The organism is Nocardia yamanashiensis, from assembly GCF_021183565.1.
Taxonomy (GTDB): domain Bacteria; phylum Actinomycetota; class Actinomycetes; order Mycobacteriales; family Mycobacteriaceae; genus Nocardia; species Nocardia yamanashiensis.
Genome location: NZ_CP089226.1, coordinates 5,925,879 through 5,949,904, shown reverse-complemented (window position 1 = coordinate 5,949,904; position 24,026 = coordinate 5,925,879). Strand labels below are relative to the sequence as shown.

Below are 24,026 nucleotides of genomic sequence, written 5' to 3'. Positions count from 1 at the left end.
CCCGGAAGTGCCCTCGGCAGGATTCGAACCTGCGACACCCGCTTTAGGAGAGCGGTGCTCTATCCCCTGAGCTACGAGGGCTGGACTGGTGGTGCGCTGGGCGCGGCCAACCGGGACGCGGGGGAGTCTACCGGGTCGGGGGCGATTGAACAGCATGCACGGGGTAGAGGGTGGCGGGGAGGTGGGTCGTCCGGCAGCGGTCGGTCCGCCGGACGACCCCGGGGGCGGGCGCACCCGGACCGTGGAGAACGGGGCGGGGCAGCGCCGCGCGGTCAGGGTTTGGTGGCGGTGGCGATGATGTAGTCGGCCCAGGGGCCCCAGAGGGTGAGGCCGGGGCGGCTGAAGGTGGCGCGCAGGAGGGGGTTGACGCGGCGCATGTCGGGGGCGCGGAGGCGTTTGCCCAGGTGGCGGGCGAGGGAGGGGTAGACGTCGTCGCGGATGGAGTAGACGTCCACGTCTTGGAAACCGGCTTTGCGCAAGAGGTTTCGGTAGTAGGGGAGGTAGGCGCGGGGGGTGATGTCGGCGGTCACGAGTTTGCCGCCGGGTTGGAGGATGCGGTGGGCCTCGGCGAAAAACTTTGGGTAGGAGGGGAAGTGGAAGGCGGATTCGAGGGCGGTGACTTTGGTGCAGGAGGCGTCGTCCAGGGGGATGGCGACCGCGGAACCATATTGGAAGCGGATGCGGTCGGACAGGCCCAGTTCGGTGGCGCGCCGGGTGGCTATCGCTATTTGTTCGGTGGCGATATTGAGGCCGATGATTTCCTTGGGGGCGAATTCGCGGGCCCAGAGGAAATCCTGGTCGCCGTAACCGAATCCGACGTCGACCTGGATATCGGAGGGGTTGAGGTCGGCGGTGCGGGCCACCAGGCGGGCCAGGTCGCGGCTGGCTTCGTCGAGGGTGGCGGGGCGATCGTGCCAGTAGCCGAGGTTGATGAACAGGGAATCCTCGCCGAAGAGGTTCTGCGGGCCGACGATGTCGTACACGCGGCCGACGCGGCGGCCGGGCGGGAGGAACGGGACTTTCGCCCATTCGAGGCATTCTCGCGCCCAGCGGCCGGTGCGTTCGGGCAGGGTTTCGACGGGGATGGCGGCGGTGGTCTGCGTCATTGGGACCCTCCGATGGTTTTCGGATCTCCCACGAGGCTACCGCGCCTGTCTGAGACAGTCTAGGTGGTCTTGCCGGTGTCGTAGTGCGCCGGATCGAATCGCCTTGTCTTCCAGCGGAACAGGACCGTCGCGCCGGGCCAGTTGTTGGTGATGCGGCCCGAGGCATTGCGATACCAGCTGGAACAGAAGTTCCAGGGGGTGTCCTTCAGGCGGGCCTGCAACCAGTCGTCCCAGGACTGTTCGGCATCCGCCCGCGCGGCCAGCACGCGGCCGGGATGCGCGCCCAGATACTCGACCACCTGGCGGATGTAGCGGGCCTGCGCCTCCAGCATGTAGATGATGGAACCCGAACCCACATTGGTGTTCGGGCCGTACATCATGAACAGATTCGGGAACCCCGGCACCGACATACCCAGGAACGCGCGCGCCCCCTCCGCGGACCATTCGTCGGCGAGCTTGCGCCCGTTCGATCCGTAGATGTTCATGGGCGCCAGGAATTCGGTGCCCTTGAACCCGGTGCCGTAGACGATGACGTCCACCGGATGCTCCACCCCGTCGGCGGTGCGAATCCCCTTGGGCGTCACCGCTTCGATGGCGGTGGTCTCCACATGCACATTGGGCTGGGCCAATGCCGGGAAGTACTCGTTGGAGAACAGCCCGCGCTTGCATCCCGCCGCGTAATCGGGAGTCAGCTTGGCGCGCAACGCCGGATCCGGCACCTGCTGTTCGCGATGCCGGTCCGCGATGGCGATCACCGGCGTCTTGATGGCGGGAATATCGGTGAGCGCCAGCGCCATCACCTCGAAGAAGCTCCAGATGGCGAACCGCTCCGCCAGCCGCGTCACCGGCACATGCTTGAACAGCGCGTGATGCAGCGCGGTGTATTCGGTATCGAATTTGGGCAGCACCCAGGCGGCCGAACGCTGGAACAGGGTCAGTTGCTCGACCTGCGGCTGAATCGCCGGAATGTATTGAATGGCACTGGCTCCCGTGCCGATGCACGCCACCCGCTTACCGGTCAGCTCCACCGAGTGATCCCATTCGGCGGAGTGGAAGGCCGCGCCCTCGAAGCTGTCGATCCCGGGCAGATTCGGCAGCGCCGGCCGCGAGAGCTGCCCCACCGCCGGAATCAGGATATCGGCGGTGCGGACGTGCCCGTCGGCGCTGTGCACCCGCCAAACTCCTTCGCGTTCATCGAATTCCGCATCGGTCACCTCGACCCCGAATTCGATGGCGGCGGGCAGCTCGTACTTGTCGGCCACCGTCCGCATGTACGCGTGGATGTCGCGCTGCTGCGAGAACCGCCGCGGCCAATCCGATTTCGGCTCGAACGACCACGAGTAGAGCGGCGACGGCACATCGCAGGCCGCGCCCGGGTAGGTGTTCTCGCGCCAGACGCCGCCCAGATCGGCGGCCTTTTCCAGGATGGTGAAGTTCGTCAGTCCGTGCCGGCGCAATTCCAGCGCCATGCCGAGTCCGGCGAACCCGGCGCCGATGATCAGGATGGACGGCTCTCGCTGCATGTATCGACCGTAGAAGGCGTTCGCGCTGGTCAAGCAGAGAACGCCGGTCACCGAATTGGTATTTTCGGCCAAGTTTGGCGAAGCCGGGTATAGCAAGGTTTGCCGCGACCGCCGGAAATCTGCCTCACCGTCCGATGGCCGGACCGGTGAACCCTGCCTGACCTGCGCCGCTGTCCTCGACTGGACAGCCTCACGTCCCACTACATATATTCACGGAAGATATTGCTCCAATTTGCTTGTCCTGGTTAGTGATTGGCTATTCTGCGGCACCGCAGGGGGTGTCGTCGCAAGCCGACGCTGATCAGGACTTCGAAGCCGGCGGGTCATCGTGTTGGGCGGTGGCCGGTTGGCGCAAAGCTGCGGGCGGCGAAGGTGGGGTTCGCCGCCCGCAGTTTTCTTTACGTCCGCATTACCGCCCCTCCTCGGCGGATGTCCGGTTTCGGCTATTCTGCCCGCAAGTGACTCAGTTCACTTACTCGTAGTTACATGCAAGGGAGCGGTTGGGAAATGTTGAGCACCATGCAGGACGAGCAGCTGTCACTGGCGACACTGCTGCGCTACGCGTCCACCTTCCAGGGCGACAGCACTGTCTCCACCTGGACCGGGGACGGGGTCCGGACCCAGACCTTCCGGGAAATCGGCCAGGATGCCGCCCGCCTTGCCAATGCCCTGCGTGACCTGGGCATCGGCGTCGGCGATCGGGTCGGCACCTTCATGTGGAACAACAACGAGCACATGGTCGCGTACGTGGCCGTGCCCGCCATGGGCGCCGTGCTGCACGCGCTGAACATCCGGTTGTTCCCGGAGCAGCTGGTCTACGTGGCCAACCACGCCGAGGACCAGGTCGTCATCGTCGACGGCACGCTGCTGCCCATGTTCGCCCAGTACCTGCCGAACCTGAAGACCGTCCGCCACGTGATCGTCGCCAATGGCGACGCGGCCGCGCTCCAGGCTCCGGAGGGCGTCACCGTGCACTCCTACGCGGAACTGCTTGCCGCGCAGCCGGACAGCTACGACTACCCGGTCATCGACGAGCGTTCGGCCGCCGGCATGTGCTACACCTCCGGCACCACCGGCGATCCCAAGGGCGTCGTCTACTCGCACCGCTCCAACTGGCTGCACGCCATGCAGGTGTGCCAGCCCAACGGCATGGGCTTCACCGGCGCGGACAACGTGCTGGCCATCGTGCCGCTGTTCCACGCCAATGCCTGGGGTCTGCCGTACGCGGCGCTCATGTCCGGCGCGAATCTGCTGATGCCGGACCGGTTCCTGCAGCCCGCGCCGCTGCTGGAGATGATGGCCGCGATCAAGCCGACCTTCGCGGCCGCGGTGCCGACCATCTGGGGCGGCGTGCTGGCCGGACTGCAGGCCGCGCCGCAGGACATCTCGCATCTGCGCACCTGCGTGGTGGGCGGCGCGGCCGTCCCGCCGTCGATGATGCGCGCCTTCGAGGAACGGCACGGCGTCAAGCTGCTGCACGCGTGGGGCATGACCGAGACCTCCCCGCTGGGTTCGGTGGCGCATGCCCCGGCCGGTTCGGAAGGCGACGAGCAGTGGGCCTACCGCTACACGCAGGGTCGTTTCCCGGCCGGCGTGCAGGCGCGCCTGGTCGGCGACGACGGTTCGGTGGTGCCGAACGACGGTGTGGCGCTGGGTGAGCTGGAAGTGAAGGGGCCGTGGATCACCGGGTCCTACTACTCGCCGCAGGGCGGGGTCATCGACGGCGACAAGTTCGACGACGGCTGGCTGCGCACCGGCGATGTCGGCAAGATCAGCCCGAACGGGTTCCTCACCCTGGTGGATCGCTCCAAGGACGTCATCAAGTCCGGCGGTGAGTGGATCTCCTCGGTGGATCTGGAGAACGCGGTGGTGGGTCACCCGGCCGTGGCCGAGGCCGCCGTCATCGGCGTGCCGGACGAGAAGTGGGACGAGCGGCCGCTGGTGGCCGTGGTGCTCGCGGCGGGCGCGGAGGCCAAGCCGGAAGAGCTGCGCGATTTCCTGGCCGACAAGTTCGCCAAGTGGCAGCTGCCCGAGCACTGGGCGTTCATCGACGAGGTGCCCAAGACCAGCGTCGGCAAGTTCGACAAGAAGCGGCTGCGGGCGCAGTACGCGGATGGCGCGCTGACCGTCACCACGCTGTCCTGATGCTGTCCTGATTCGGAGGCTTGTCCGGCCCTGCTCCGCGTGTCGCGCGCGAGGAGGGCCGGATGCTTCCGCTCGCGTGGGCTGGGTCTTACCGTTAGTTTGAGGGCTGAGACCCAGCAGGGGTGGACAAGGAGGTCCGGGTGGAATCGTCACGCGCGCAAGGGGAATCGATGTCCGATTCGAGCGGGTCGGGGGTGGGCGCATGACCCTCGGACTGCTGCGCACGCTGGGGGAGCGGGCCTATATCGAAGTCGAGTCGGCGCGGTTGTGCATGGACACCGGGCTGGTGCGCATGGAATCGCCGCTGCCGCTGCTCTCCGCGGCCACCTCCATGCTGCGCTACGGGACGATCGCCGCGGGCCTCGGTTTGTCGGCCGCACGGTATCCGGACCGCACCGCGCTGATCGACGAACTCGGGTCGCTCACCTTCGCCGAACTGGAGGAGCGTTCCAACCGGCTCGCCAATGCCTGGCGCGAGCGCGGCCTGAAACCGCGTGAGGGCGTGGCGATTCTGGCGCGCAACCATCGCGGGCTGCTGGACGCGGTATTCGCGGCCGCCAAGTGCGGTGCTCGAATCATTCTGCTCAATACCGATTTCGCCGGTCCGCAGATTCGTGACGTGGCCACCCGCGAGGGCACCGATCTGCTCGTCTACGACGACGAGTACGCCCACATGCTCGACGAGGTCACGCCCAAACGCGGCAGCTACCGCGCCTGGACGTCGGAGGAACGCCCGGACAGCCTGGAAGCGCTGATCGCCGCGGGCTCGCCGCAGTCCCCGCCCGGTCCCGGTGTCGAACCCAAGATCATCCTGTTGACCAGCGGCACCACCGGCGCCCCCAAGGGCGCGCCCCGCCCCGAACCGAAGTCCCTCGCCGCCCTGGGCGGCCTGCTGTCCAAGGTCCCGTTCCGCGTGAACGAGGTGACCGAATGCTGCGCCCCCATGTTCCACACCCTCGGATTCGCCTGCGCCATCCTGACTCTCGGCTTCGGCTCCACCCTGGTCGTCCGCCGCCGCTTCGACCCCCAGGTGGCCATCGACAGCGCGGCCGAGCACAAAGCCACCACCATGATCGTCGTCCCGGTCATGCTGGCCCGCATGATGGACCTCGGCGGCAAGGCCCTCACCGGCCGCGACCTGTCCGCCCTCCGCATCATCTTCGTCGCGGGTTCCCAACTCGGCGCCCAACTCTGCCGCGACGTCACCGCCGCTTTCGGCCCCGTCGTCTACAACCTCTACGGCTCCACCGAAGTCGCCTACGCCACCATCGCCACCCCCGAAGACCTGGCGAAAGAGCCAGGCTGCGTAGGCCGCCCGGTCCTCGGCGCCCGCGTCGAAATCCTCGACGAGGAAGGCCGCAAGGTCCCCGCCGGCGTCACCGGCCGCATCTTCGTGGGCAACGTGATCCAATTCGAGGGCTACACCGGCGGCGGCCACAAGGAAGTAATCCGCGGCCTCATGTCCTCCGGCGACGTCGGCCACTTCGACCGCGCCGGCAGACTTTTCATCGACGGCCGCGACGACGACATGATCGTCTCCGGCGGCGAGAACGTCTTCCCCGTAGAAGTGGAAGAACTCCTGCACACCCACCCCGCAGTCCGCGAGGTAGCCGTAATCGGCGTAGCCGACGAACAATTCGGCGCCCGCCTCAAAGCCTTCGTCGTAGTCCACGAAGGCGAGTCCTTCTCCGCCGAAGAACTCAAGGACTTCGTGAAGTCCAACCTGGCCCGCTACAAGGTCCCCCGCGAAGTCGTCTTCCTCGACGAGCTACCCCGCAACCCCACCGGCAAGATCCTCAAGCGCAAACTCCAGGAGGTCTAGCCGGCTTCCGCGGCGTCTCAGGACTGCTCGGATTCGTCCGCACCGGCGAGCCCGGCGAGCAGTGCGGCGAACTCGGCGCGGGACAGGAATCCGTCGCCGTCCGAATCGGCTGCCGCGAGCAAGCTTTCGGCGGATCGATCGGTCAGGTCCGGGCAGGTGCGGAGGAGGGATTCGAGTTCTTCGAGTTCGATCAGTTCGTTCTGGTTTACGTCGAAGGTGTCGAAGGCGGCGTCGGGGTCGGTGATTTCGGGGTCGCGGCCCAGGCGGGCGGCTTCGAATTCGGCGCGGGAGATGAGGAAGTCGCCGTCGGTGTCGGCGGCGGCTACCAGGCGTTCCACCGCTTCGGCGTCTATTTCCAGGCCTAGGGCGGTGATGCCGAGGAGGATGTCCTCGGCGGAGATCTGGCCGTCGCCGTCGCGGTCCCAGAGGGCGAAGGTGTCGGCGGGGTGGTCGGTCGCCACGGTGTGCTCCTGGGTGCTGGGAATCCCTACCTGTCCAGGGAATTCGACAGCACCGGCGGCTCGGCGGTCAAGAGGTGGCGGTCACACGCGTACCTGGCGGCGGTAGGTGAGCTTGTCGAATTCGCGGCCGTATTCGTCGATGGCGACGACGTCCATTTCGGAGGAGAAGAAGGCGGGGCGGACGTCTACGCGGAGGAAGGAGTAGTTGCGGAAGCGGACTCGGGACCAGGGGGCGGGTTCGTCTTGTTTCTTGCCGCCGGATTGCCAGACGTAGCTGTTGGGGACGGTGGGGTCGGGGACCTCTTGGCCGCGATAGGTTTCCGGGGAGCCGGGCTGGAAGCCGTAGCGGGGGCGGCCGCCGCCGCCGACCGTGTAGTAGACGGTGCCGTCGGATTCGGGGTAGACGATGGCGTTGTCGGTGGCGGCGCGGGTGGGGGAGCCGGCGCGGATGGGGTCGGTGCGTTCGAAGACGTGATTGTGGCCCTGTAGGACGAGATCGACCTGGTAGCGGTCGAACAGGTCGCACCAGGCTTCGCGGACGCCGCCGTCGCTGGCGTGCGAGTCGGTGGTGGAGTAGGCGCAATGGTGGAAGAAGCAGACGATGAAGTCGATGTTCTTGTCGTTGCGGTAGGCCGCGAGAGTGCGCTCCACCCAAGTGTTCTGGGAGCCGCCGGAGTAGCCGAAGTTGGAGCGGATCTCGTACGACACGTCGTTGGCGTCCAGGGACAGCACCGCCAGATTGCCGTAGGTGATGGAGTAGGCGGACGGGCAGGCGGCGGGGCCGTTGCCGGGGAAGTCCAGGCGGGCGAGGTGGCCGCCGTAGCCGCGGGTGTCGTAGGCGGCTTCCATATCGTGGTTGCCGGTGGCGAACATCCAGGGCGTGGTGGAGGCGCTGGGTTCGATCGCGCCGAAGTAGACGTCCCAGACGTACGGGTTGTACTTGTCGAAGCCTCCCGCGAGAGTGCCTCCGGCGGGCACGAATTGGGGATTCTTGCCGCCGCCGGACGGATCGGCGTAGGCGATATCGCCCGCCAGGATATGGAAGTCGGGGCGGCTCGCCACGATCTGGCGCATCACGTTCGCGGCATGCGGGACGTCCGGGTCGTTGTCCGGTTTGTAGTAGCGGTCGTCGTAGTCGCCGCGCACCACCCCGGCGGGCTGGGCGGGCGTTTCGTCGGTGCCTTGATCGCCCATCATGGTGAAACGGAAGGGCAGCACCGCATTTCGCGCGGTGGGCATGGCGGGCGCGGCCGAGCGGATATCGCCCATGAACCCGTCGGAGGTGCGCCAGCGATAGAAATGCGGCAGGCGGCCGGGCAGCCCGTCGACCGGCGCGTGCACATAGAACTGCTCCGCCGCCAGGATCCCACCGTCGCTGGACGGGATCTGCGTGACCAGATTCCGCACCTCCGCCTCGACGGTCCCGCCCAGTGCGGGCGTCGGGCCGTGGTCCAGAAAAACCTTGCCGTCGCGCGGGTTTCGCGACAGCTGCGCCGCGAAACGCAACTGGCTGGACGCGTCCGGCCCGAACCCCACATGCCGTCCGCCGATCGCCAGCTGCCCCTCCTCGGCATACGCGCCGATGGCGAAGGGCGAACACCCGACCGCCGTCACCGCGGCCGCCACCGCCGACCCGCGCAGGAAGTTACGCCTGGACACCGGATGACGGCGCAGCAACGCGCGATGCCATTCGTACTGTTCGTCCATGGTCGTCTGGGCGGCGATTTCGGCCGGGACCCCGGTATCGGGGATATCGCCGGCGTTGCTCAGGTGGTTCGACGGCATGCGTTCGAATGCTGGTGCACCGAGGCGGCGCGATCAACCCGCCACCACGGCGTCGCCGCGAATTCTTGGTGAACTCTCGCGCGGCACCGCCCGTGTCGGAGGTGAGACGTATGCTGAGCACCGCGAAATGCGGTGAATTCTGGGGAGGGCGCGTGCCGGTCGACGGCATACTCGGCCACTATCGACTCGTGAGCGTGCTCGGCCGCGGCGGCATGGGACAGGTGTGGCTGGCCGAGGACACTCGGCTGGGCCGCGAGGTCGCGTTGAAGGTACTTCCGCCGGAACTGGCCGTGGACGAGGAGTATCGGCGACGGTTCGAACGCGAGGCGCGACTGGCCGTCAAACTGCGTGGGCCGCACGTGGTGCCGATCCACTCCTTCGGGGAGCTGGACGGGCGGCTGTATATCGAGATGGAGCGGGTGGACGGCGAGGATCTCGGGAAGATCCTGCACCGGCACGGTGCGCTCACCCCGGAGCGCGCCGTCGATCTGGTGGCCCAGGTCGCGGAGGCGCTGGATGTGGCGCATGCGGCGGGACTGGTGCATCGCGATGTGAAACCTTCCAATGTGCTCACGCTCCCCAGTGGTTTCGCGTACCTCATCGATTTCGGGATCGCGCGCGGCGGCGGGCAGGCCGCTATCACCTCCACCGGGGTGGCGGTGGGGACCTGGGCGTACATGGCTCCGGAACGGTTCTCCGGCGAAGAGGATCTGCGCTCGGACGTCTACTCACTGGCCTGCCTGCTTTTCGAATGTCTCACCGGCGAACTGCCTTTCGGGCAGACCGGCCCTGCCCAGCAGATGGCCGCGCACCTGACCGCGCCGCCGCCGCGCGCGAGCGTGGGGCATCCGCAAGTGCCGGTCGCACTGGACGGGGTGATCGCGCGGGGCATGGCCAAGCATCCGCCGCACAGGTACGCCAGTGCGGGTGAGCTGGCGACCGCGGCCCGCGCGGCACTGAACGGGCAGAGTGGATCGGCTGTCGGGTCCTCCGCGCCCCCGACCGTGAAATGGGATGGGGGCGTGCCGTATCCGCAGCCCGTTCCGACGCACGGCGCGCCGGGGCCGCTCAGTTATCCCCCGCGGCAGAGCTACTCGTCGACGCCGGCGGTCTATACGCCCGTGCCGCAGTCGTATTCGCCTTTGACGCCGCCCCCGCTGGTCGTGGCCGGACCCGCGCCGTTCGCGGCGTACCCGACGCCGATGCCGGACGGGCAGCAGCGGTACGCGCCGATCGGACCACAGCCCGCGCAGGTGCGCTGGTGGCAGCCGATCTGGTGGACCCTGCTGGCGCTCTTGGTCCTCTTGTTCGGAGCCATGACCATCGGGGGTGTGGCGGTGGCGGTCAGCGGTGGCTACACGGTGGCCGACATGATCGCCGCGTTCGTCTTGTTCTTCCTGCCCTTCGTCGGCTTCGGCTACCTGGCGATCAGGGAAGTGCGGAAGTTCAGGGCGGCTCAGCGCGGCTAGACACCGCAAACCGAACGGCGCGACCGGGTTTCGGTCGCGCCGTTTCAGCGTGCGTCAGCAGTTGCGGAGCTCGGGGCTCTGGTTGAGCAACTGGGCGCGGGTGGAGATGAAGGTGCTGTAGGTGTCACCGCCGACCGAGGAGAGCGGGAAGGCCGCTACCCGGTGGCAGTTCTGGAAGGCGAGCTTGATGCCGAAATGGCGTTCCAGGCCGCCGCGGATGGCGTCGGAGGCCATGGCGCGCAGCAGCTGGCCGCGGGCCGTTTCGTCTGGCGGGGCGACGAGATTGTCGGCGTATTCCTCTGTGCCGGAACGCAGGTCGGCGGCCACTCGGCTGACTACCTCGTAGGCGTAGGGCAGCGAGTTCTTCACACATTCGACGAATTCGTCGTCGCTGACTTCACCGCGTTCAGCACGTTCGAGCAAGGCGGTGGGGACGTCGAGTGACATATCGCTCTCCTCATGGGATGGCGGAATGATGTCAGCCCATCCTAAACGAAATCGGTTGTCAATAGCACTGGATTCACCATGAAAGTGCGCGGTTCAGAGCGGATTTCGCATCCTGGGACAGTTGGCGCACCAGCTCGCCGGCCGGTAACTCGGGTGCGAGCGAATGCGCCTGACCTGCCCAGAGATTCACCGCGTCGGCATTGCCCTCGGCCCGGGCGGCGGCGCGCAAAGGTCCGGTGGCGTAATGGATCTCGGGGTAGGCGGCGGGCGCGCCGGGGTGGTCCAGCATGAACTTGTTCACCAGCCCGCGAGCGCGGCGGCCGGTGAAGGCGCGGGTGAGCATAGTGGGGGTGTCGAGGGTGACGGCGGTGCGCACCAGCGGCGCGGTGCCGGCCTCGGGGCAGCGCAGGAACGCGGTGCCGATCTGCGCGGCGGCCGCGCCGGCGGCGAGGGCGGCCGCGAGTCCGGGCCCGGTGGCGATGCCGCCCGCCGCGATCAGCGGGACGTCGACGGCCGCGCGCAGCAACTGCAAGAGCGCGAGCAGCCCCAGCGGATCGGTGACATCGTCCTCGACCCGATCCGCGAAATTGCCGCGATGCCCACCGGCTTCCGCGCCCTGGGCGATGAGCGCGTCCGCCCCCGCCTCGACGGCCAGCTGCGCCTCGGCCACCGACGTGACCGTCACCCACACCTCGGAACCGACCCCGTGCAGCCGCGCGATCTCCTCGGCCGAGGGGCAGCCGAAGGTGCACGACACCACCGGCACCGGGTCGGCGAGCAGCAGCGCGAGCTTCTCGTCCCACTCGTCGGTGTCGTGCCGCGGTTCGCCCACTGGGAACTCGCGCGCGATGTCCTCTATATAAGAGGCGAACCGGTCGGTCGGCGTCGGCGCTGATGGATAGAAGAGATTCACCCCGAACGCCTTGCCGGTCAAGGCCCGGGTCGCGGCGATCCGCTCGCCCAGCGCCCCGGAGTTCAGATAACCGGCCGCCACGAACCCCAGCCCGCCGGCTTCGGAAACCGCCGCCGCGAGTTCCGGGGTGGACGGTCCGCCGGCCATGGGCGCGAGCACGACGGGGATACCCAATTCGGTGAGAAGCATGCTCCCAGTTTGCCCCTCGGGGTTACCCTCTGTGATCAAGTGTTCGATTGCTCGACCTGGGCGTTTCGCCGAAAAGGTTGCGGAATGGTCACGAGCGAGTACAGTTTCCGTCACAGCGATGCCGAATCGTTACCGGATCCCCGAACGCTAGGACGAGCTTTGCCGCACCACCGAGAGACCGCGAATTCCGTATCCGTTATGGACTTGCTTGGTGATTCCGGTGCCGGCCGTGCGGGCCGCCGTCGCCACCGGGCCGAACCCACCACCGTCGATCGCGTGAAGGTCGTCGCCGGAGTCGCGGTCGCCGCGGGCGCCATCATCGGCACCGGCGCCCAGCTGGTTCCCGCCCTCGCGCACGCCGCCCCGCTGCTCCCCGGTCACGACGAGAAGTCGATCGGTGAGGATGTGGCACAGGCGGATTCGGCCACCGAACTCCGCCAGGCCCGCTCCGCCACCGTCGAGGCCGCCGCGCCCGTCGCGGACAATGCCCCGGTCGCGCAGGCCGCCGCCATCGCCGATGCCGGCGCCGCAGCGCCTTTCGGCCTCCAGAACCTCCCCCCGGAGATCGCCAACCCCCTGGCTCAGGCCGAGGCCACGCTGAAGAGCCTGCAGCAGCAGTTCTCTCCGCAGGCCGCGGTCCGCCCGGTGGCCGGCGTGATCAGCTCCGGATACGGCGCCCGCTGGGGCGCCATGCACTACGGACTCGACTTCGCCGACACCATCGGCGCCCCCATCCACTCCGCCATGGGCGGCACGGTGGTCGAGGCGGGTCCCGCCAGCGGTTTCGGCCTTTGGGTGCGCGTCCTACAGGACGACGGCACCACCGCTGTCTACGGTCACGTCAATGACATGCTGGTCTCGGCCGGACAGCGGGTCAACACCGGAGACGTGATCGCCACTGTCGGAAATCGCGGCAATTCCACCGGACCTCACCTGCACCTCGAGATCTGGGACGCCGCCGGAAACAAGATGGATCCGCTGCCATGGTTGGCCAGCAAGGGCGTCATCATGCAGCAGCAGTGGGGCCCGGCCCAGTAGACAGGTCACCGGCACCGGTGAACGGGCGGTTCCCCGCGGACCGTCGAGTTCCGGTAGGTGCGGTGACTACTCTCGACGATCTCTTCGACCCGAGTTCCCTGCACGGGCGCGCCTACGCGATTCTCGTGCAGCATCCGCGGTCGACGGCGATCGAAGTAGCCGAGCGCCTGAGCTGCCCTCCCCGCGTGGCCGAGGCCGCGCTGGAAGCACTCTGTCATCTCGAGGCCGCCGTGCGCCTCACCGAAGCCAACGGCACCGTGCGCTGGGACGCGCACGCGCCGGAAGCCCTGTCGGAGGCCGAATCCCGCCGCCGCAATCACGATCTGCTGCGCATGCAGTCGGCCGCCGCGCGCCTGGGTGAGACCTTCCGTTCGGTGCGCCGCACCACCGATGCCGACGGCGCGGTGGTGGCGGTCTACGAACGCCGCCAGCTGCTCGCCGATTTCGAGGATCTGCAGCACACCGCGCACCAGTGCGTGAAAGTGGTGGAGCGCGGCCCGTTCCTGTCCGATGTGGACACCGAGGAGCGGCTGTTCGAGCTCAAGTCCTCGCGCATCACCGCGGGCATCGACTACAAGACGCTGTACCAGGAGACCATCTATCAGGATCCGGAACGGCTGCGGCACGTGCTCGCCACCAATGCGGTGGGCGCGCTGGCCCGCACCCTGCCCGATCCGCCGCTGAAGCTGATCGTCGCCGACGATCGCCGCGCGGTGCTGGTGCTGCACACCGACGAACGCCGCGGCGATCCGATGGGCATCCGCGTCGGCCCGTCGCCCACGCTGGATCTGCTGGTCAAGACCTTCGACGCGCTGTGGTCCATGGCCACCCCCATCTCGGTGAACCCCACCGAGGCGCTGGACGAACGCGACCGCGCAATTCTCACGCTGATGAGCATGGGCGCCACCGACGACACCATCGCCCGCCGTCTGGGACTGTCCCGGCGCACCGTGGTGCGGCGCACCGCCAGCCTGCTGGAACGGCTGGGCGCGAGCACCCGATTCCAGGCGGGGGTGCAGGCCACCCGGCGGGGCTGGCTGTGAACTGTGGTGTATTTCACTCGTGTTCGTGAAGCTGCAACATCGCGGCCCTCTCGTTCCGATGGGTGAGTAGAACTCGGGCGGTCATGCCGCTCCGGTGAGCCCGTATAGGATTGCTCGGACCGCTCCCACTGCCGACGGCATGGCACGAACCGTTGGGCGGAGGCCGAATTCGCATCGGCGCTGGGCGGGACCTGATGAACGCGAGAGGTGAATACACTCGAATGGAAACTGCCCGCCGTTCCGCTCGTGGTAACCGTCGTCGGCGGTCCGGCAGCCAGCTTTTCGGGCAGCTTCTGACCGCTTCGGTCGAGTCGGCTGCCGACTCGGTGGCGATCCGGTTCAACCCGACCGGGGAACCCGCCGACCAGCGTGAACTCACCTACCGTGAACTCGACGAAGCCTCCTCGAAGCTGGCGCGCGAGCTCATCGAACGCGGTGTCGGACCCGGGGACGTGGTCGGCATCGGGATCAGCCGTTCCATCGAATCGGTGCTGGCTGTCTGGGCCATTGCCAAGGCCGGTGCGGCCTATGTGCCGGTCGATCCGAAGTATCCGGCCGATCGCATCGAATACCTGCTGTCGGACTCGCGCGCGGTGCTGGGCGTCACCGTGGCCGAGCATCGCGCGGTGCTGGGCGACGGCGTCGAATGGCTGCAGCTCGACGATCCGGCCACCGCGGCCCGGATCGAGGCGCGGCCCGCGCACACCGTCTCCTACGCGGACCGGGTGCGGCCGCTGACCGAACAGCATCCGGCCTATCTCATCTACACCTCCGGCTCCACCGGCAAGCCCAAGGGCGTCGTGGTCACCCACACCGGCCTGGGCGGCCTGGTCGCGGCCGAGCGCGAGCACTACGCGGTCGAGCCCGGCTCCCGCGTACTGCACGTGTGCTCGCCGAACTTCGACGTCTCGGTGCTGGAACTGCTGCTCGCCTTCTCCTCCGGTTCGACCCTGGTGGTGTCGCCGCCGACCGTGTTCGGCGGCGCGGACCTGTCGGATCTGCTGCGGCGCGAACGTGTTTCGCACATGCTCATCACCCCGGCCGCGCTGGAGTCGGTCGACTCCGCGGATCTCGACGACCTGAAGGTCGTCGTGGTCGCCGGTGACAAGTTCGGTCCGGAGCTGGTGGCCCGCTGGGCGGCGCCGGGGCGGGCGTTCTACAACGGCTACGGTCCGACCGAGGCCACGATTCTCGCCACCAGCAGCGCGGCCATGGTGCCGGGCGAACCCATCACCATCGGGTCCGCGATTCCCGGCGTCGGGGCCTTCGTGCTGGACACCCGGCTGCGGCCGGTGCCCGCGGGCGTGATCGGCGAGCTGTACCTGTCCGGTCCCGCGCTCGCGCAGGGCTACCTGGGCCGGCCCGGCCTGACCGCGGAGCGCTTCGTGGCCAGCCCGTTCGGCGGCGAGGAGAATCCGGGCGCGCGGCTGTACCGGACCGGTGACCTGGTGCGGTACAACCGCGAGGACGGGGTCATCGAGTACCTGGGGCGTTCGGACTTCCAGGTCAAGATCCGCGGCTTCCGCATCGAGCTGGGCGAGATCGACAATGCCCTGACCGCGCACCCGGACATCGATTTCGCGGCCACCATGGGCAAGACGCTGCCGTCGGGCGCGACCGCGCTGGTGGCGTACGTGCTGCCGGCCGCGGGCCGGGCCGTCGACACCGCCGCGCTGGCCGAGTTCGTCGGGCAGAGCCTGCCGCCGCACATGGTGCCGTCGGCGATCATGGTGCTGAGTGAGCTGCCGCTGACCCCGAACGGCAAGCTGGATCGCGCCGCGCTACCCGAGCCGGTCTTCCCGGTCACCACTTCGCGCGCGCCGTCCGGCCCGGTGGAAACCCAGCTGGCGGAACTGTTCGCGCAATTGCTGCGCACCGAAGAGGTCGGCGCGGACGACTCGTTCTTCGCCATCGGCGGCGACTCCATCATGTCGATCCAGCTGGTGTCGCGGGCGCGGGCGCTGGGCATCGTGTTCACGCCGCAGGACGTGTTCGAGCAGCGCACCGTGGCCGGGCTGGCCAAGGTGGCCGTGGTCGGCGACGAGAACGTGATCGCGGCGCTCGAGGAGCTGCCGGGCGGCGGCACGGGCGAGATCCCGCTGACGCCGGTGCTGGCCGAATACCTGAAAGACGGTGTGTCGGACCGGTTCTCGCAGAGCATGGTGCTGACTCTGCCCGACGGCATCGACCGGGCCGGGATCGCGGACACGCTGACCGCCGTGCTGACCCACCACGATGTGCTGCGTGCGCGCTTGCGGCGCACCGCCGACGGCTGGACCCTGCAGGTGCCGCCCGCCACCGAGATCGACGCCGACGCGCTGATCGCCGAGACCGATTTCCCGGCCGGGGTGGAAGGCGCGGAGCTGGCCCGATTGGGCAGCGCCGCAATGGATTCCACCATGGCCGCGCTGGATCCGGTGGCCGGTCGCATGGTCACCGCCACCTGGGTGCGGCGGCCCGACGCGGCCGATCTGCTGCTGCTGGTCGCCCACCACTACGTGATCGACGGCGTCTCCTGGCGCATTCTCATCTCGGATCTGGTGCTGGCCTGGATGCAGCGCGCGGCCGGACAGCGCCCGTCGCTGCCGGGCGTCGGCACCTCGTTCCGCCGCTGGGCGCACGCGCTCACCGAGGTGGCGGCCGACGACACGCGCCGCGCCGAAATCGACTACTGGCGGCAGGCGCTCACCGCGCCTGATCCGCTGCTGGGCGCGCGGGCGCTCGACGCGGCCGTCGATACCTATGCGACGGTGCGCCGCTTCAACATTCAGGTGCCCGCCGAGGTCACCGAAGCCGTGCTCACCGAGGTCCCGGCGCTCTACCGCGGCGGCGTGAACGACGGCCTGCTGGCCGCGCTGGCGCTGGCGGTGCGCTCGTGGCGGGAGCGCCGCGGCGTGGACGCGCCCGTCACCCGGGTGCGCATGGAGGGCCACGGTCGTGAGGAGAGCGTCGTTCCCGGCGCGGACATCACCCGCACCGTCGGCTGGTTCACCACCGTCTATCCGGTCGCGCTGGATCTGACCGGGGTGGACACCGCCGCCGCCCTGGAGGGCGGCGCGGCCACCGCGGGCGTGCTGCGCGCGATCAAGGAACAGCTGCTTTCCCTGCCGGACAAGGGCATCGGCTTCGGCCTGCTGCGGCACCTCGATCCGGCCGCGGCCGGCGAACTCGCCGGACCGGTGGCGCAGATCGGCTTCAACTACCTGGGCCGCATCTCCACCAGCGAGATCACCGAAGCGCCGGGCGGGGCCGCCTGGCTGCCCACCGACGCGCTCGGCGAGCTGGAGGTCGATCAGGACCTCGCCATGCCCGCGAGCACCGTGGTCGACATCAATGCCATCGTCACCGACGGCGAGACCGGACCCCGCATGTCGGTGTCGTTCCAGTACGCCGCCGAGATCCTCGACGAGGCCGCCGTACGCGAGCTGGCACAGGACTGGGTGGCGGCGCTGACCGCGGTCGCCCGGCACGTGCAGGACCCGGCCGCAGGCGGTTTGACGCCGTCCGACGTACCGCTGGTCCGGGCCACCCAGCTCGAGCTGGACTCCTGGCGGCAGGCCTACCCGGGGCTGTCGGATGTGCTGCCGCTCTCGCCGCTGGCCGAGGGTTTCTACTTCCACTCCCAGCTGACCGCCGGCGCCGCCGACGATTACGTGACCCAGTTCGCGCTGGAGCTCGCGGGCACCGTCGATCTGGAGCGCATGCGCCGCGCGGCGGGCGCCATCCTGGACCGGCACGCCGCCCTGCGCGCCGCCTTCGTCACCGCCGCCGACGGCACCCCGGTGCAGGTCGTGGTCGATGCCATCGAAACCCCGTGGCAGCTCGTGGAAAACGTTGCCGACGAAGATATTCCGGCGCTGCTGGAACAGGATCAGCGCACCCGTTTCGATCCGGCCGTGGCCCCGCTCATGCGATTCACGGTGTACCGCACCGTGACCGGGCGCATCCACTTCGTGCTCACCACGCACCACCTGCTCTTCGACGGCTGGTCGCTGCCGCTGTTGATGAAGGACCTGCTCATCTCCTACGCGACGCACGGTGACGCGTCGCTGCTGCCGCCGGTCCGGCCGTACCGCGACTACCTGGTCTGGCTCGCGCGCCAGGATCGGGAGGCGACGCTGGAGAAGTGGCGCACCACCCTGACCGGCGCGCAGCCGACCATGGTGGCGAGCGTGCTGGAGCGGCCCGCCGAACCCGAGATCGGTTACGGCGAAATCGAATTCGAGCTCACCGAGGCCGAGACCGCGGCCGTCACCGCCTTCGCCGCGAACGCCGAGGTCACCGTGAACACGGTGGTGCAGTCGGCATGGGCGTTGCTGCTGGCCGCGCTCACCGACCGCGAGGACGTCGTGTTCGGCGCGGTCGTCTCGGGCCGCCCGCCGCAGCTGGACGGCGTGGACGAGATGATCGGCCTGTTCGTCAACACCATCCCGGTGCGGGTGCGCTTCGACGCCGAATGGACCGTGCGGGAACTGCTGAACCGCGTGCAGTCCGAGCAGGCGGGCCTGCTCGAACACCACTACCTCGGCCTGGCCGAGACCCAGAGCGCGGCCGGTACCGGCGGCGCCTTCGATTCGCTGGTCGCCTACGAGTCCTACCCGGTCGACGCCGAGGGCCTGCAGCAGGCCGGCAGCAATATCGACGGACTGGAGGTGGCCGGGGTCAAGGGCGTCACCTTCACCCATTACCCGGTCACCGTGGTGGTGGAATCCGGTGCGCGCCTGCACTTCAAGGTCTGGCACCGCCGCGACACCGTCTCCGAACCGGCGGCGCGGGCCCTCGCGGACCTGCTGCGCTCGCTGGTCGGCCGGTTCGTCGGCTTGCAGTCGGATGCCATTGCCCCGCCGGCGAACTGGTGGGTCGCCACCGCGCCCGCCGGACAGCTGGAACTGCCCGCCGATCGCCTGCGCCCGGCCGTGCCGTCGCGGCGCGGCAACGAACTGCACCTGGATCTCTACCCCGAGGTGCATTCGGCGCTGGATCGCCTGGCGCGCCGCCATGATTCGACCCTGTTCACCGTCGTGCGCGCGGCCTTCGCGGTCCTGCTCGCCCGGCTGTCGGGCGGCGTCCGCGAGATCCCGATGGGCGCGATCACCTCGGAAAGCGCTGCCGCACCGGGGGTTTCGATCGCCGACGCGGTCGTGCTGCGCACCGAGATCGACCCGGCCACCCCGTTCGCCGACCTGCTCGACGAGGTCGGCCGCGCCGACGCCGCGGCGCTGGGCCGCACCGGCGGCGCCGCCGAACGCCTGGCCGATGTGCTCGACTCCGTGCGCGGGGCCGCCGGTCAGCCGCCGTTCCAGGTGCTCATCACCGCCGGAAAAGCGGGCTACAGCAATGGCATCGCACAGGTCGACCTGCAACTGGACGTGACCGAGCGGGCCGCCGCTACGGGTGTGGCGCTGACCTTCACCTACGCCACCGACCTGTTCGAACCGGCGACCGTGCAGGACTTCGCCGATCGCCTGGCCCGGCTGCTCACCGCGGTGGCCGAGAACGAGCGCGCGGTGGTCGGCGATATCGACCTGTACGCGCCGGGCGAGCGCGATCTCGTGCTGCACGAGTGGAATACGCCGGGCGCGCCCGTCCCGGACGTGACCCTGGTGGATCTCATCACCGCGCAGGCCCGGCAGCGTCCCGGCGCGCCGGCGGTGCGCTTCGGCGACGAGACGCTGAGCTTCGACGATCTGGTGCGCCGGTCGAATCGAGTGGCGCGGGCGCTCATCGCCTACGGCGCGGGCCCGGAATCGCTGGTGGCGGTGGCCGTTCCGCGTACCGAGCAGCTGCCGGTGGCGTTGCTGTCGGTGCTGGTCGCGGGCGCGGGCTACCTGCCCATCGATACCGCCTACCCGGCGCAGCGGCTGGAATTCATGCTGGGCGATGCCAAGCCCGCCTGCATCCTGACCACCAGCGCCGAACGGGATGCCGTGCCCGCCGGTGATATTCCGGTGGTGCTGCTCGACGAACTCGCGGGTTTCTCCGACGCCCCGGTCACCGATGCCGACCGGCGCGCCCCGCTGCGCTCCGATCAGCTCGCCTACGTCATCTACACCTCCGGCTCCACCGGCGTGCCCAAGGGCGTCGGCGTCACCCACCGCAATGTGGTGGAACTGTTCGCGAACACCCAGGCGCACTTCGATTTCGACGAGCACGACGTGTGGACCCTGTTCCACTCCTTCGCCTTCGACTTCTCGGTGTGGGAACTGTGGTGCGCGCTGGCGAACGGCGGCGCGGTGGTGGTGGTCGACCATCTCACCTCGCGGTCGCCGGAACAGTTCCGCGAGTTGCTGATTCGCGAACGGGTCACGGTGCTCAACCAGACCCCGTCCGCCTTCTACCAGCTCGCCGAGGCCGACCGGGCCGCCGCCGCGGAGGACCGCGACTACGCGCTGCGCTATGTCGTATTCGGTGGTGAGGCACTGGATCTGCGGCAGTTGCGCCGCTGGTACGACCGGCATCCGGCGGACGCCCCGCGCCTGGTGAACATGTACGGCATCACCGAGACCACGGTGCACGTGTCGTTCCTGGCCCTGGACGAGGAATTCGCCGAACAGCCGAGCAGCATCATCGGCCGGGCGCTGCCGGGCCTGAGCGCGCGCGTGCTGGATCAGCGCCTGCACCCGGCCCCGGTCGGCGTGGCCGGTGAGATCTACGTCGACGGCAAGCAGCTGTCCCGTGGCTACCTGGGCCGGCCGAGCCTGACCGCGTCGCGTTTCGTGGCCAACCCGTACGGCCCGCCCGGTTCGCGCATGTACCGCGCCGGTGACGTCGGGCGCTGGTGCGGTTTCGGCGGCGAGGCCAACCTCGAATACGCGGGCCGCAGCGATCAGCAGGTACAGCTGCGCGGTTTCCGCATCGAGCTCGGCGAGATCGAGTCGGCGCTGCTGCGGCTGCCCGGCATCAGCCAGGCGGTCGCCTTGGTGCGCACCGACAACGGCGTCGACCAGCTGGTCGGCTATGTGGTGCCGGAGGGCGAACTCGCCATCGATCAGGCCGCGCTGAAGGCCGCGCTCGGCGAATTCCTCACCGGTTACATGGTTCCCGATGCCCTCGTGGCGTTGGAGATGCTGCCGCTCACCCCGAACGGCAAGCTGGACCGCAAGGCGCTGCCCGCACCGGAATTCGGCGGCTCGGCGGAATTCCGCGCCCCGCGCACCGAGACCGAACGGGTGGTGGCGGCCGAGTTCGCCGCGCTGCTCGGCGCGGCCGAGGTCGGCGTGGACGACGACTTCTTCAGCCTCGGCGGCAATTCGCTGCTCGCCACCCGCGCGGTGGCGCGCATCAACGAGGCCCTGGACGCGAATCTCGCGGTGCGGGACCTGTTCGAGGTGTCCACCGTCGCCGGGCTGGCCGCCAAGGTGGTGGCCGGGGCGGCCGAGCACCGGCCCGCGCTGGTGCGCGGCGAGCGCCCGGAACGGGTGCCGCTGTCGCTGGCCCAGCAGCGCATGTGGATCCTGAACCAGCTCGATCCCGATTCGCCCGCCTACAACATCCCACTGGCGCTGCGGCTTTCGGGCACCCTCGATATCGAGGCGCTGCGCCAGGCCGTGCTGGACGTGCTGGAGCGGCACGAATCACTGCGCACCCGCTACCCGGTGGACGCGGAAGGCATTGCCTACCAGGAGATCCTGCCGGTCGAGCAGGCGCTGCCCGGCGGTCTCGCGGTCGGCCCGCGCGCCGATGCGCTGCATCGCATGACCGCGGTGCTCTCCGGCGGTTTCGACGTCACCGCCGAGGTGCCGGTGCGGGCGCTGCTGTGCAGTGACGGCGCGGCCGGCACCGAGCACTACCTGGTCGTGGTGGTGCACCACATCACCGGCGACGGCGCCTCGCTGGCGCCGCTGGCCCGCGACCTGGTCACCGCGTATGTGGCGCGCACCCAAGGTAATTCGCCCGCCTGGTCGCCGCTCGCGGTGCAGTACGCGGACTTCGCGCTGTGGCAGCGCGAAGTCATCGGCACCGACGACGACGAGAACTCGGTGGCCGCGGCGCAGCTGGCGTTCTGGCGGGACCGGCTCGCCGGGGCCGGTGGCTCGCTCGACCTGCCGCTGGATCGCCCGCGGCCCGCGGTGCGCACCATGCAGGGCGGCGCGACCACCTTCACGGTGCCCGCCGAGGTGCACGAGGGCCTGCAGCGCATCGCTCGCGAGCACAATGCCTCGCTGTTCATGGTCGTGCACGCGGCGCTGGCCGCGCTGCTGTCGCGGTTGTCGGGCAGCCGGGACGTGGTCATCGGCACGCCCATCGCGGGCCGTGGCGAACGCGTCCTCGACGATGTGGTCGGCATGTTCGTGAACACCCTCGCGCTGCGCACCGCCGTCGATTCGGCGGCCGCCTTCGGCGATCTGGTGGCCACGGCGCGCGAGACCGATCTGGCCGCCTTCGGCAATGCCGATATCCCGTTCGAGCGCGTGGTCGAGGCGGTCGCCCCGGATCGCGGTGCGCAGGGCCAGGACTCGCTGTTCCAGGTGGTGCTGTCGTTCCAGAACAACGAGCAGGCCAGCCTGGAACTGCCGGGGCTGAACATCACCGCGCTCGATACCGGCGCGGTGGCGGCCAAGTTCGATCTGCAGGTGACCATCGATCCGCGGCAGTGGGAGGGCGGGCCGATCGGGGAGATCGCCGGCGCCATCACCTACGCGTCCGACATCTTCGACGAGGCCACCATCGCCACCTTCGGGGAGCGGTTGCAGCGCCTGCTGGCGGCGGTGGCCGCCGATCCGCGCCAGAGCGTCGGCGCCATCGAATTCGGTGGCACGCAGGCGCGTCCGCAGACCGCCGCGCCGGTCGCCGAGACCGCCGCCGTCACCCGCGGCACCCAGTTGCCGCAGCTGCTGACCGCCGCGGTCGAGGACGATCCGGACGGCCCGGCGCTGGTGCGGGGCGAGGACGCGCTGTCCTACGCCGAACTCGACGCGCGCTCTTCGCGTTTGGCGCGGGTGCTGATCGGCCGCGGCTGCGGTCCGGGCACCGGCGTCGCGGTGCGGCTGGATCGCGGGATCGATCTGGTGGTGGCCACCTGGGCGGTGCTGAAGTCGGGCGCCGCGCTGGTGCCGGTCGCGAACCTGGAGACCGAACTGCCGGCCGAGCTGTTGATCAAGGTCGGGCTGACCGCCGCGGCCGGCGCCGCGGCCGACGGTGTGGACTGGCTGTCGCTGGCGGATCCGGCGCTGGTCGCCGAAATCGCCGCCGCCTCACCGCGTCCGGTGACCTACGCCAACCGCACCCGGGCCCTGCAGGGCGCGGACATCGCGTTCGTGCACGGCGCGCGGACCCTCGGCTACGACGAACTCGCCGAAACGGTGAGCCGGATCGGCGGCGCGACCGAGCTGACCTTCGAATCGCGCACGCTGCGGTCCGGTCGGCCCGATGCGCTGGCCGCCGTGGTCGAGGTGCTCGCGGCGGGCGCGGGCGGGGCGTCGGTCGTGGTCACCCAGATCGAGCCCGGGACCGAACTGACCGACGTGCTCGCCGAGGAATGGGTGACCCACCTGTTCACGGACGCGGCCGGAGTCGGCGCGGTGGGCGCGGATCCCCTGGAGGATCTGCAGGCCGTCATCGTGGACGAGGGACCGGCGGAGACCGCCGCCGCCCGGGTGCCGTGGGTGGCGACCGTGGTGGCGCTCTGACGCCGCGCTGAACGACCGGCGGGGTATCCGCCATCGAACTTGGTTCTGTGCGATCGCCGATGGTGATCGCACAGAACCAAGTTTGTTTAGGACAACATAATTCGGGCCAGTCTATCGAGTAATGGCGAGTATCCCGGTGAGTAAGTTACTCGGGCGGCCAATACCGTGACGGATACGGTGACCGATATAGAGACCTATACACCGGCCTGAAACACGACCGAAATAGTTACCCCTACATAGGAATCGGGGCCGATTCAGTACTCTCCCGAGCCGGATGTGCAGTGGGTCACTGCGATAGTTTTCCCTGATCATAGGCATCGCATCGATCGGCCGTTAAGTCATCGCATCGAGGCTGGTGGTGCGCGGTCGGCCTTTGTTACCGGCTGGAATTGTTTTCGCATTTGCCGGTTTTGGCGCAATAAGTCCCTGCCGTGACATGAATCGTCGTTTGGCGTG

12 protein-coding genes and 1 tRNA gene are annotated in these 24,026 nt (G+C 69.0%); 6 read left to right on the top strand and 7 right to left on the bottom strand.

Going from position 1 to position 24,026, the window contains the following annotated elements; all coding sequences use genetic code 11:
- Window positions 1–8: 8 nt before the first annotated feature.
- The 3 genes from LTV02_RS27545 to LTV02_RS27535 form a co-directional block, all read right to left on the bottom strand.
- A tRNA-Arg gene (locus tag LTV02_RS27545) sits at window positions 9–81 on the bottom strand.
- Window positions 82–272: 191 nt separating this feature from the next.
- Window positions 273–1,106 (bottom strand): methyltransferase domain-containing protein, encoded by an 834-nt coding sequence (locus LTV02_RS27540; RefSeq protein ID WP_233034736.1) that lies wholly within the window; start codon window positions 1,104–1,106, stop codon window positions 273–275.
- A gap of 59 nt (window positions 1,107–1,165) precedes the next feature.
- Entirely contained in the window at window positions 1,166–2,629 is a 1,464-nt protein-coding gene (locus tag LTV02_RS27535; RefSeq protein ID WP_233034734.1) for a flavin-containing monooxygenase, read from the bottom strand.
- A 507-nt stretch (window positions 2,630–3,136) separates the two neighbouring features.
- On the opposite strand from LTV02_RS27535, the gene LTV02_RS27530 reads away from it, so the two are divergent.
- Window positions 3,137–4,774 carry a long-chain fatty acid--CoA ligase gene (locus LTV02_RS27530; protein ID WP_233034733.1) on the top strand — a complete coding sequence of 546 codons (1,638 nt, stop codon included), beginning with the start codon at window positions 3,137–3,139 and terminating at the stop codon, window positions 4,772–4,774.
- A gap of 202 nt (window positions 4,775–4,976) precedes the next feature.
- Entirely contained in the window at window positions 4,977–6,596 is a 1,620-nt protein-coding gene (locus tag LTV02_RS27525) for an acyl-CoA synthetase (protein WP_233034732.1), read from the top strand.
- Between the two features lie 17 nt (window positions 6,597–6,613).
- Here the strand turns inward: LTV02_RS27525 and LTV02_RS27520 are convergent, their stop codons facing one another.
- Together LTV02_RS27520 and LTV02_RS27515 are read right to left on the bottom strand one after the other, a co-directional pair.
- Complete coding sequence (locus tag LTV02_RS27520; RefSeq protein ID WP_233034731.1) at window positions 6,614–7,057, bottom strand: EF-hand domain-containing protein; 444 nt, start codon at window positions 7,055–7,057, stop codon at window positions 6,614–6,616.
- Window positions 7,058–7,138: 81 nt separating this feature from the next.
- Window positions 7,139–8,842 (bottom strand): metallophosphoesterase, encoded by a 1,704-nt coding sequence (locus tag LTV02_RS27515; RefSeq protein ID WP_233034730.1) that lies wholly within the window; start codon window positions 8,840–8,842, stop codon window positions 7,139–7,141.
- 110 nt (window positions 8,843–8,952) lie between these two features.
- Here LTV02_RS27515 and LTV02_RS27510 point away from each other — a divergent pair, with 110 nt between their 5' ends.
- Window positions 8,953–10,311, top strand: a complete 1,359-nt coding sequence (locus tag LTV02_RS27510) for a serine/threonine-protein kinase (RefSeq protein WP_233034729.1) — start codon at window positions 8,953–8,955, stop codon at window positions 10,309–10,311.
- A 54-nt stretch (window positions 10,312–10,365) separates the two neighbouring features.
- Here the strand turns inward: LTV02_RS27510 and LTV02_RS27505 are convergent, their stop codons facing one another.
- On the bottom strand, window positions 10,366–10,758 hold the full coding sequence (locus LTV02_RS27505; protein WP_067712229.1) for an SCO5389 family protein: 393 nt from the start codon (window positions 10,756–10,758) through the stop codon (window positions 10,366–10,368).
- A gap of 73 nt (window positions 10,759–10,831) precedes the next feature.
- Window positions 10,832–11,860: an NAD(P)H-dependent flavin oxidoreductase gene (locus LTV02_RS27500; protein ID WP_233034728.1), complete on the bottom strand. Its 1,029-nt coding sequence runs from the start codon at window positions 11,858–11,860 to the stop codon at window positions 10,832–10,834.
- A 198-nt stretch (window positions 11,861–12,058) separates the two neighbouring features.
- Here LTV02_RS27500 and LTV02_RS27495 point away from each other — a divergent pair, with 198 nt between their 5' ends.
- The 3 genes from LTV02_RS27495 (at window position 12,059) to LTV02_RS27485 (ending at window position 23,570) form a co-directional block, all read left to right on the top strand.
- On the top strand, window positions 12,059–12,898 hold the full coding sequence (locus tag LTV02_RS27495; RefSeq protein ID WP_067712223.1) for a M23 family metallopeptidase: 840 nt from the start codon (window positions 12,059–12,061) through the stop codon (window positions 12,896–12,898).
- Between the two features lie 62 nt (window positions 12,899–12,960).
- On the top strand, window positions 12,961–13,941 hold the full coding sequence (locus LTV02_RS27490) for a helix-turn-helix transcriptional regulator (RefSeq protein ID WP_067712219.1): 981 nt from the start codon (window positions 12,961–12,963) through the stop codon (window positions 13,939–13,941).
- A gap of 221 nt (window positions 13,942–14,162) precedes the next feature.
- Complete coding sequence (locus tag LTV02_RS27485; protein WP_233034727.1) at window positions 14,163–23,570, top strand: non-ribosomal peptide synthetase; 9,408 nt, start codon at window positions 14,163–14,165, stop codon at window positions 23,568–23,570.
- Window positions 23,571–24,026: the final 456 nt, after the last annotated feature.

What these genes read in the sequence shown, in the direction of transcription:
- LTV02_RS27485 (WP_233034727.1), top strand. Translation starts at nt 14,163, where the DNA reads ATGGAAACTGCCCGCCGTTCCGCTCGTGGTAACCGTCGTCGGCGGTCC.
- LTV02_RS27510 (WP_233034729.1), top strand. Translation starts at nt 8,953, where the DNA reads ATGCTGAGCACCGCGAAATGCGGTGAATTCTGGGGAGGGCGCGTGCCG.
- LTV02_RS27500 (WP_233034728.1), bottom strand. Translation starts at nt 11,860, where the DNA reads ATGCTTCTCACCGAATTGGGTATCCCCGTCGTGCTCGCGCCCATGGCC.
- LTV02_RS27525 (WP_233034732.1), top strand. Translation starts at nt 4,977, where the DNA reads ATGACCCTCGGACTGCTGCGCACGCTGGGGGAGCGGGCCTATATCGAA.
- LTV02_RS27515 (WP_233034730.1), bottom strand. Translation starts at nt 8,842, where the DNA reads ATGCCGTCGAACCACCTGAGCAACGCCGGCGATATCCCCGATACCGGG.
- LTV02_RS27495 (WP_067712223.1), top strand. Translation starts at nt 12,059, where the DNA reads ATGGACTTGCTTGGTGATTCCGGTGCCGGCCGTGCGGGCCGCCGTCGC.
- LTV02_RS27530 (WP_233034733.1), top strand. Translation starts at nt 3,137, where the DNA reads ATGTTGAGCACCATGCAGGACGAGCAGCTGTCACTGGCGACACTGCTG.
- LTV02_RS27505 (WP_067712229.1), bottom strand. Translation starts at nt 10,758, where the DNA reads ATGTCACTCGACGTCCCCACCGCCTTGCTCGAACGTGCTGAACGCGGT.
- LTV02_RS27535 (WP_233034734.1), bottom strand. Translation starts at nt 2,629, where the DNA reads ATGCAGCGAGAGCCGTCCATCCTGATCATCGGCGCCGGGTTCGCCGGA.
- LTV02_RS27540 (WP_233034736.1), bottom strand. Translation starts at nt 1,106, where the DNA reads ATGACGCAGACCACCGCCGCCATCCCCGTCGAAACCCTGCCCGAACGC.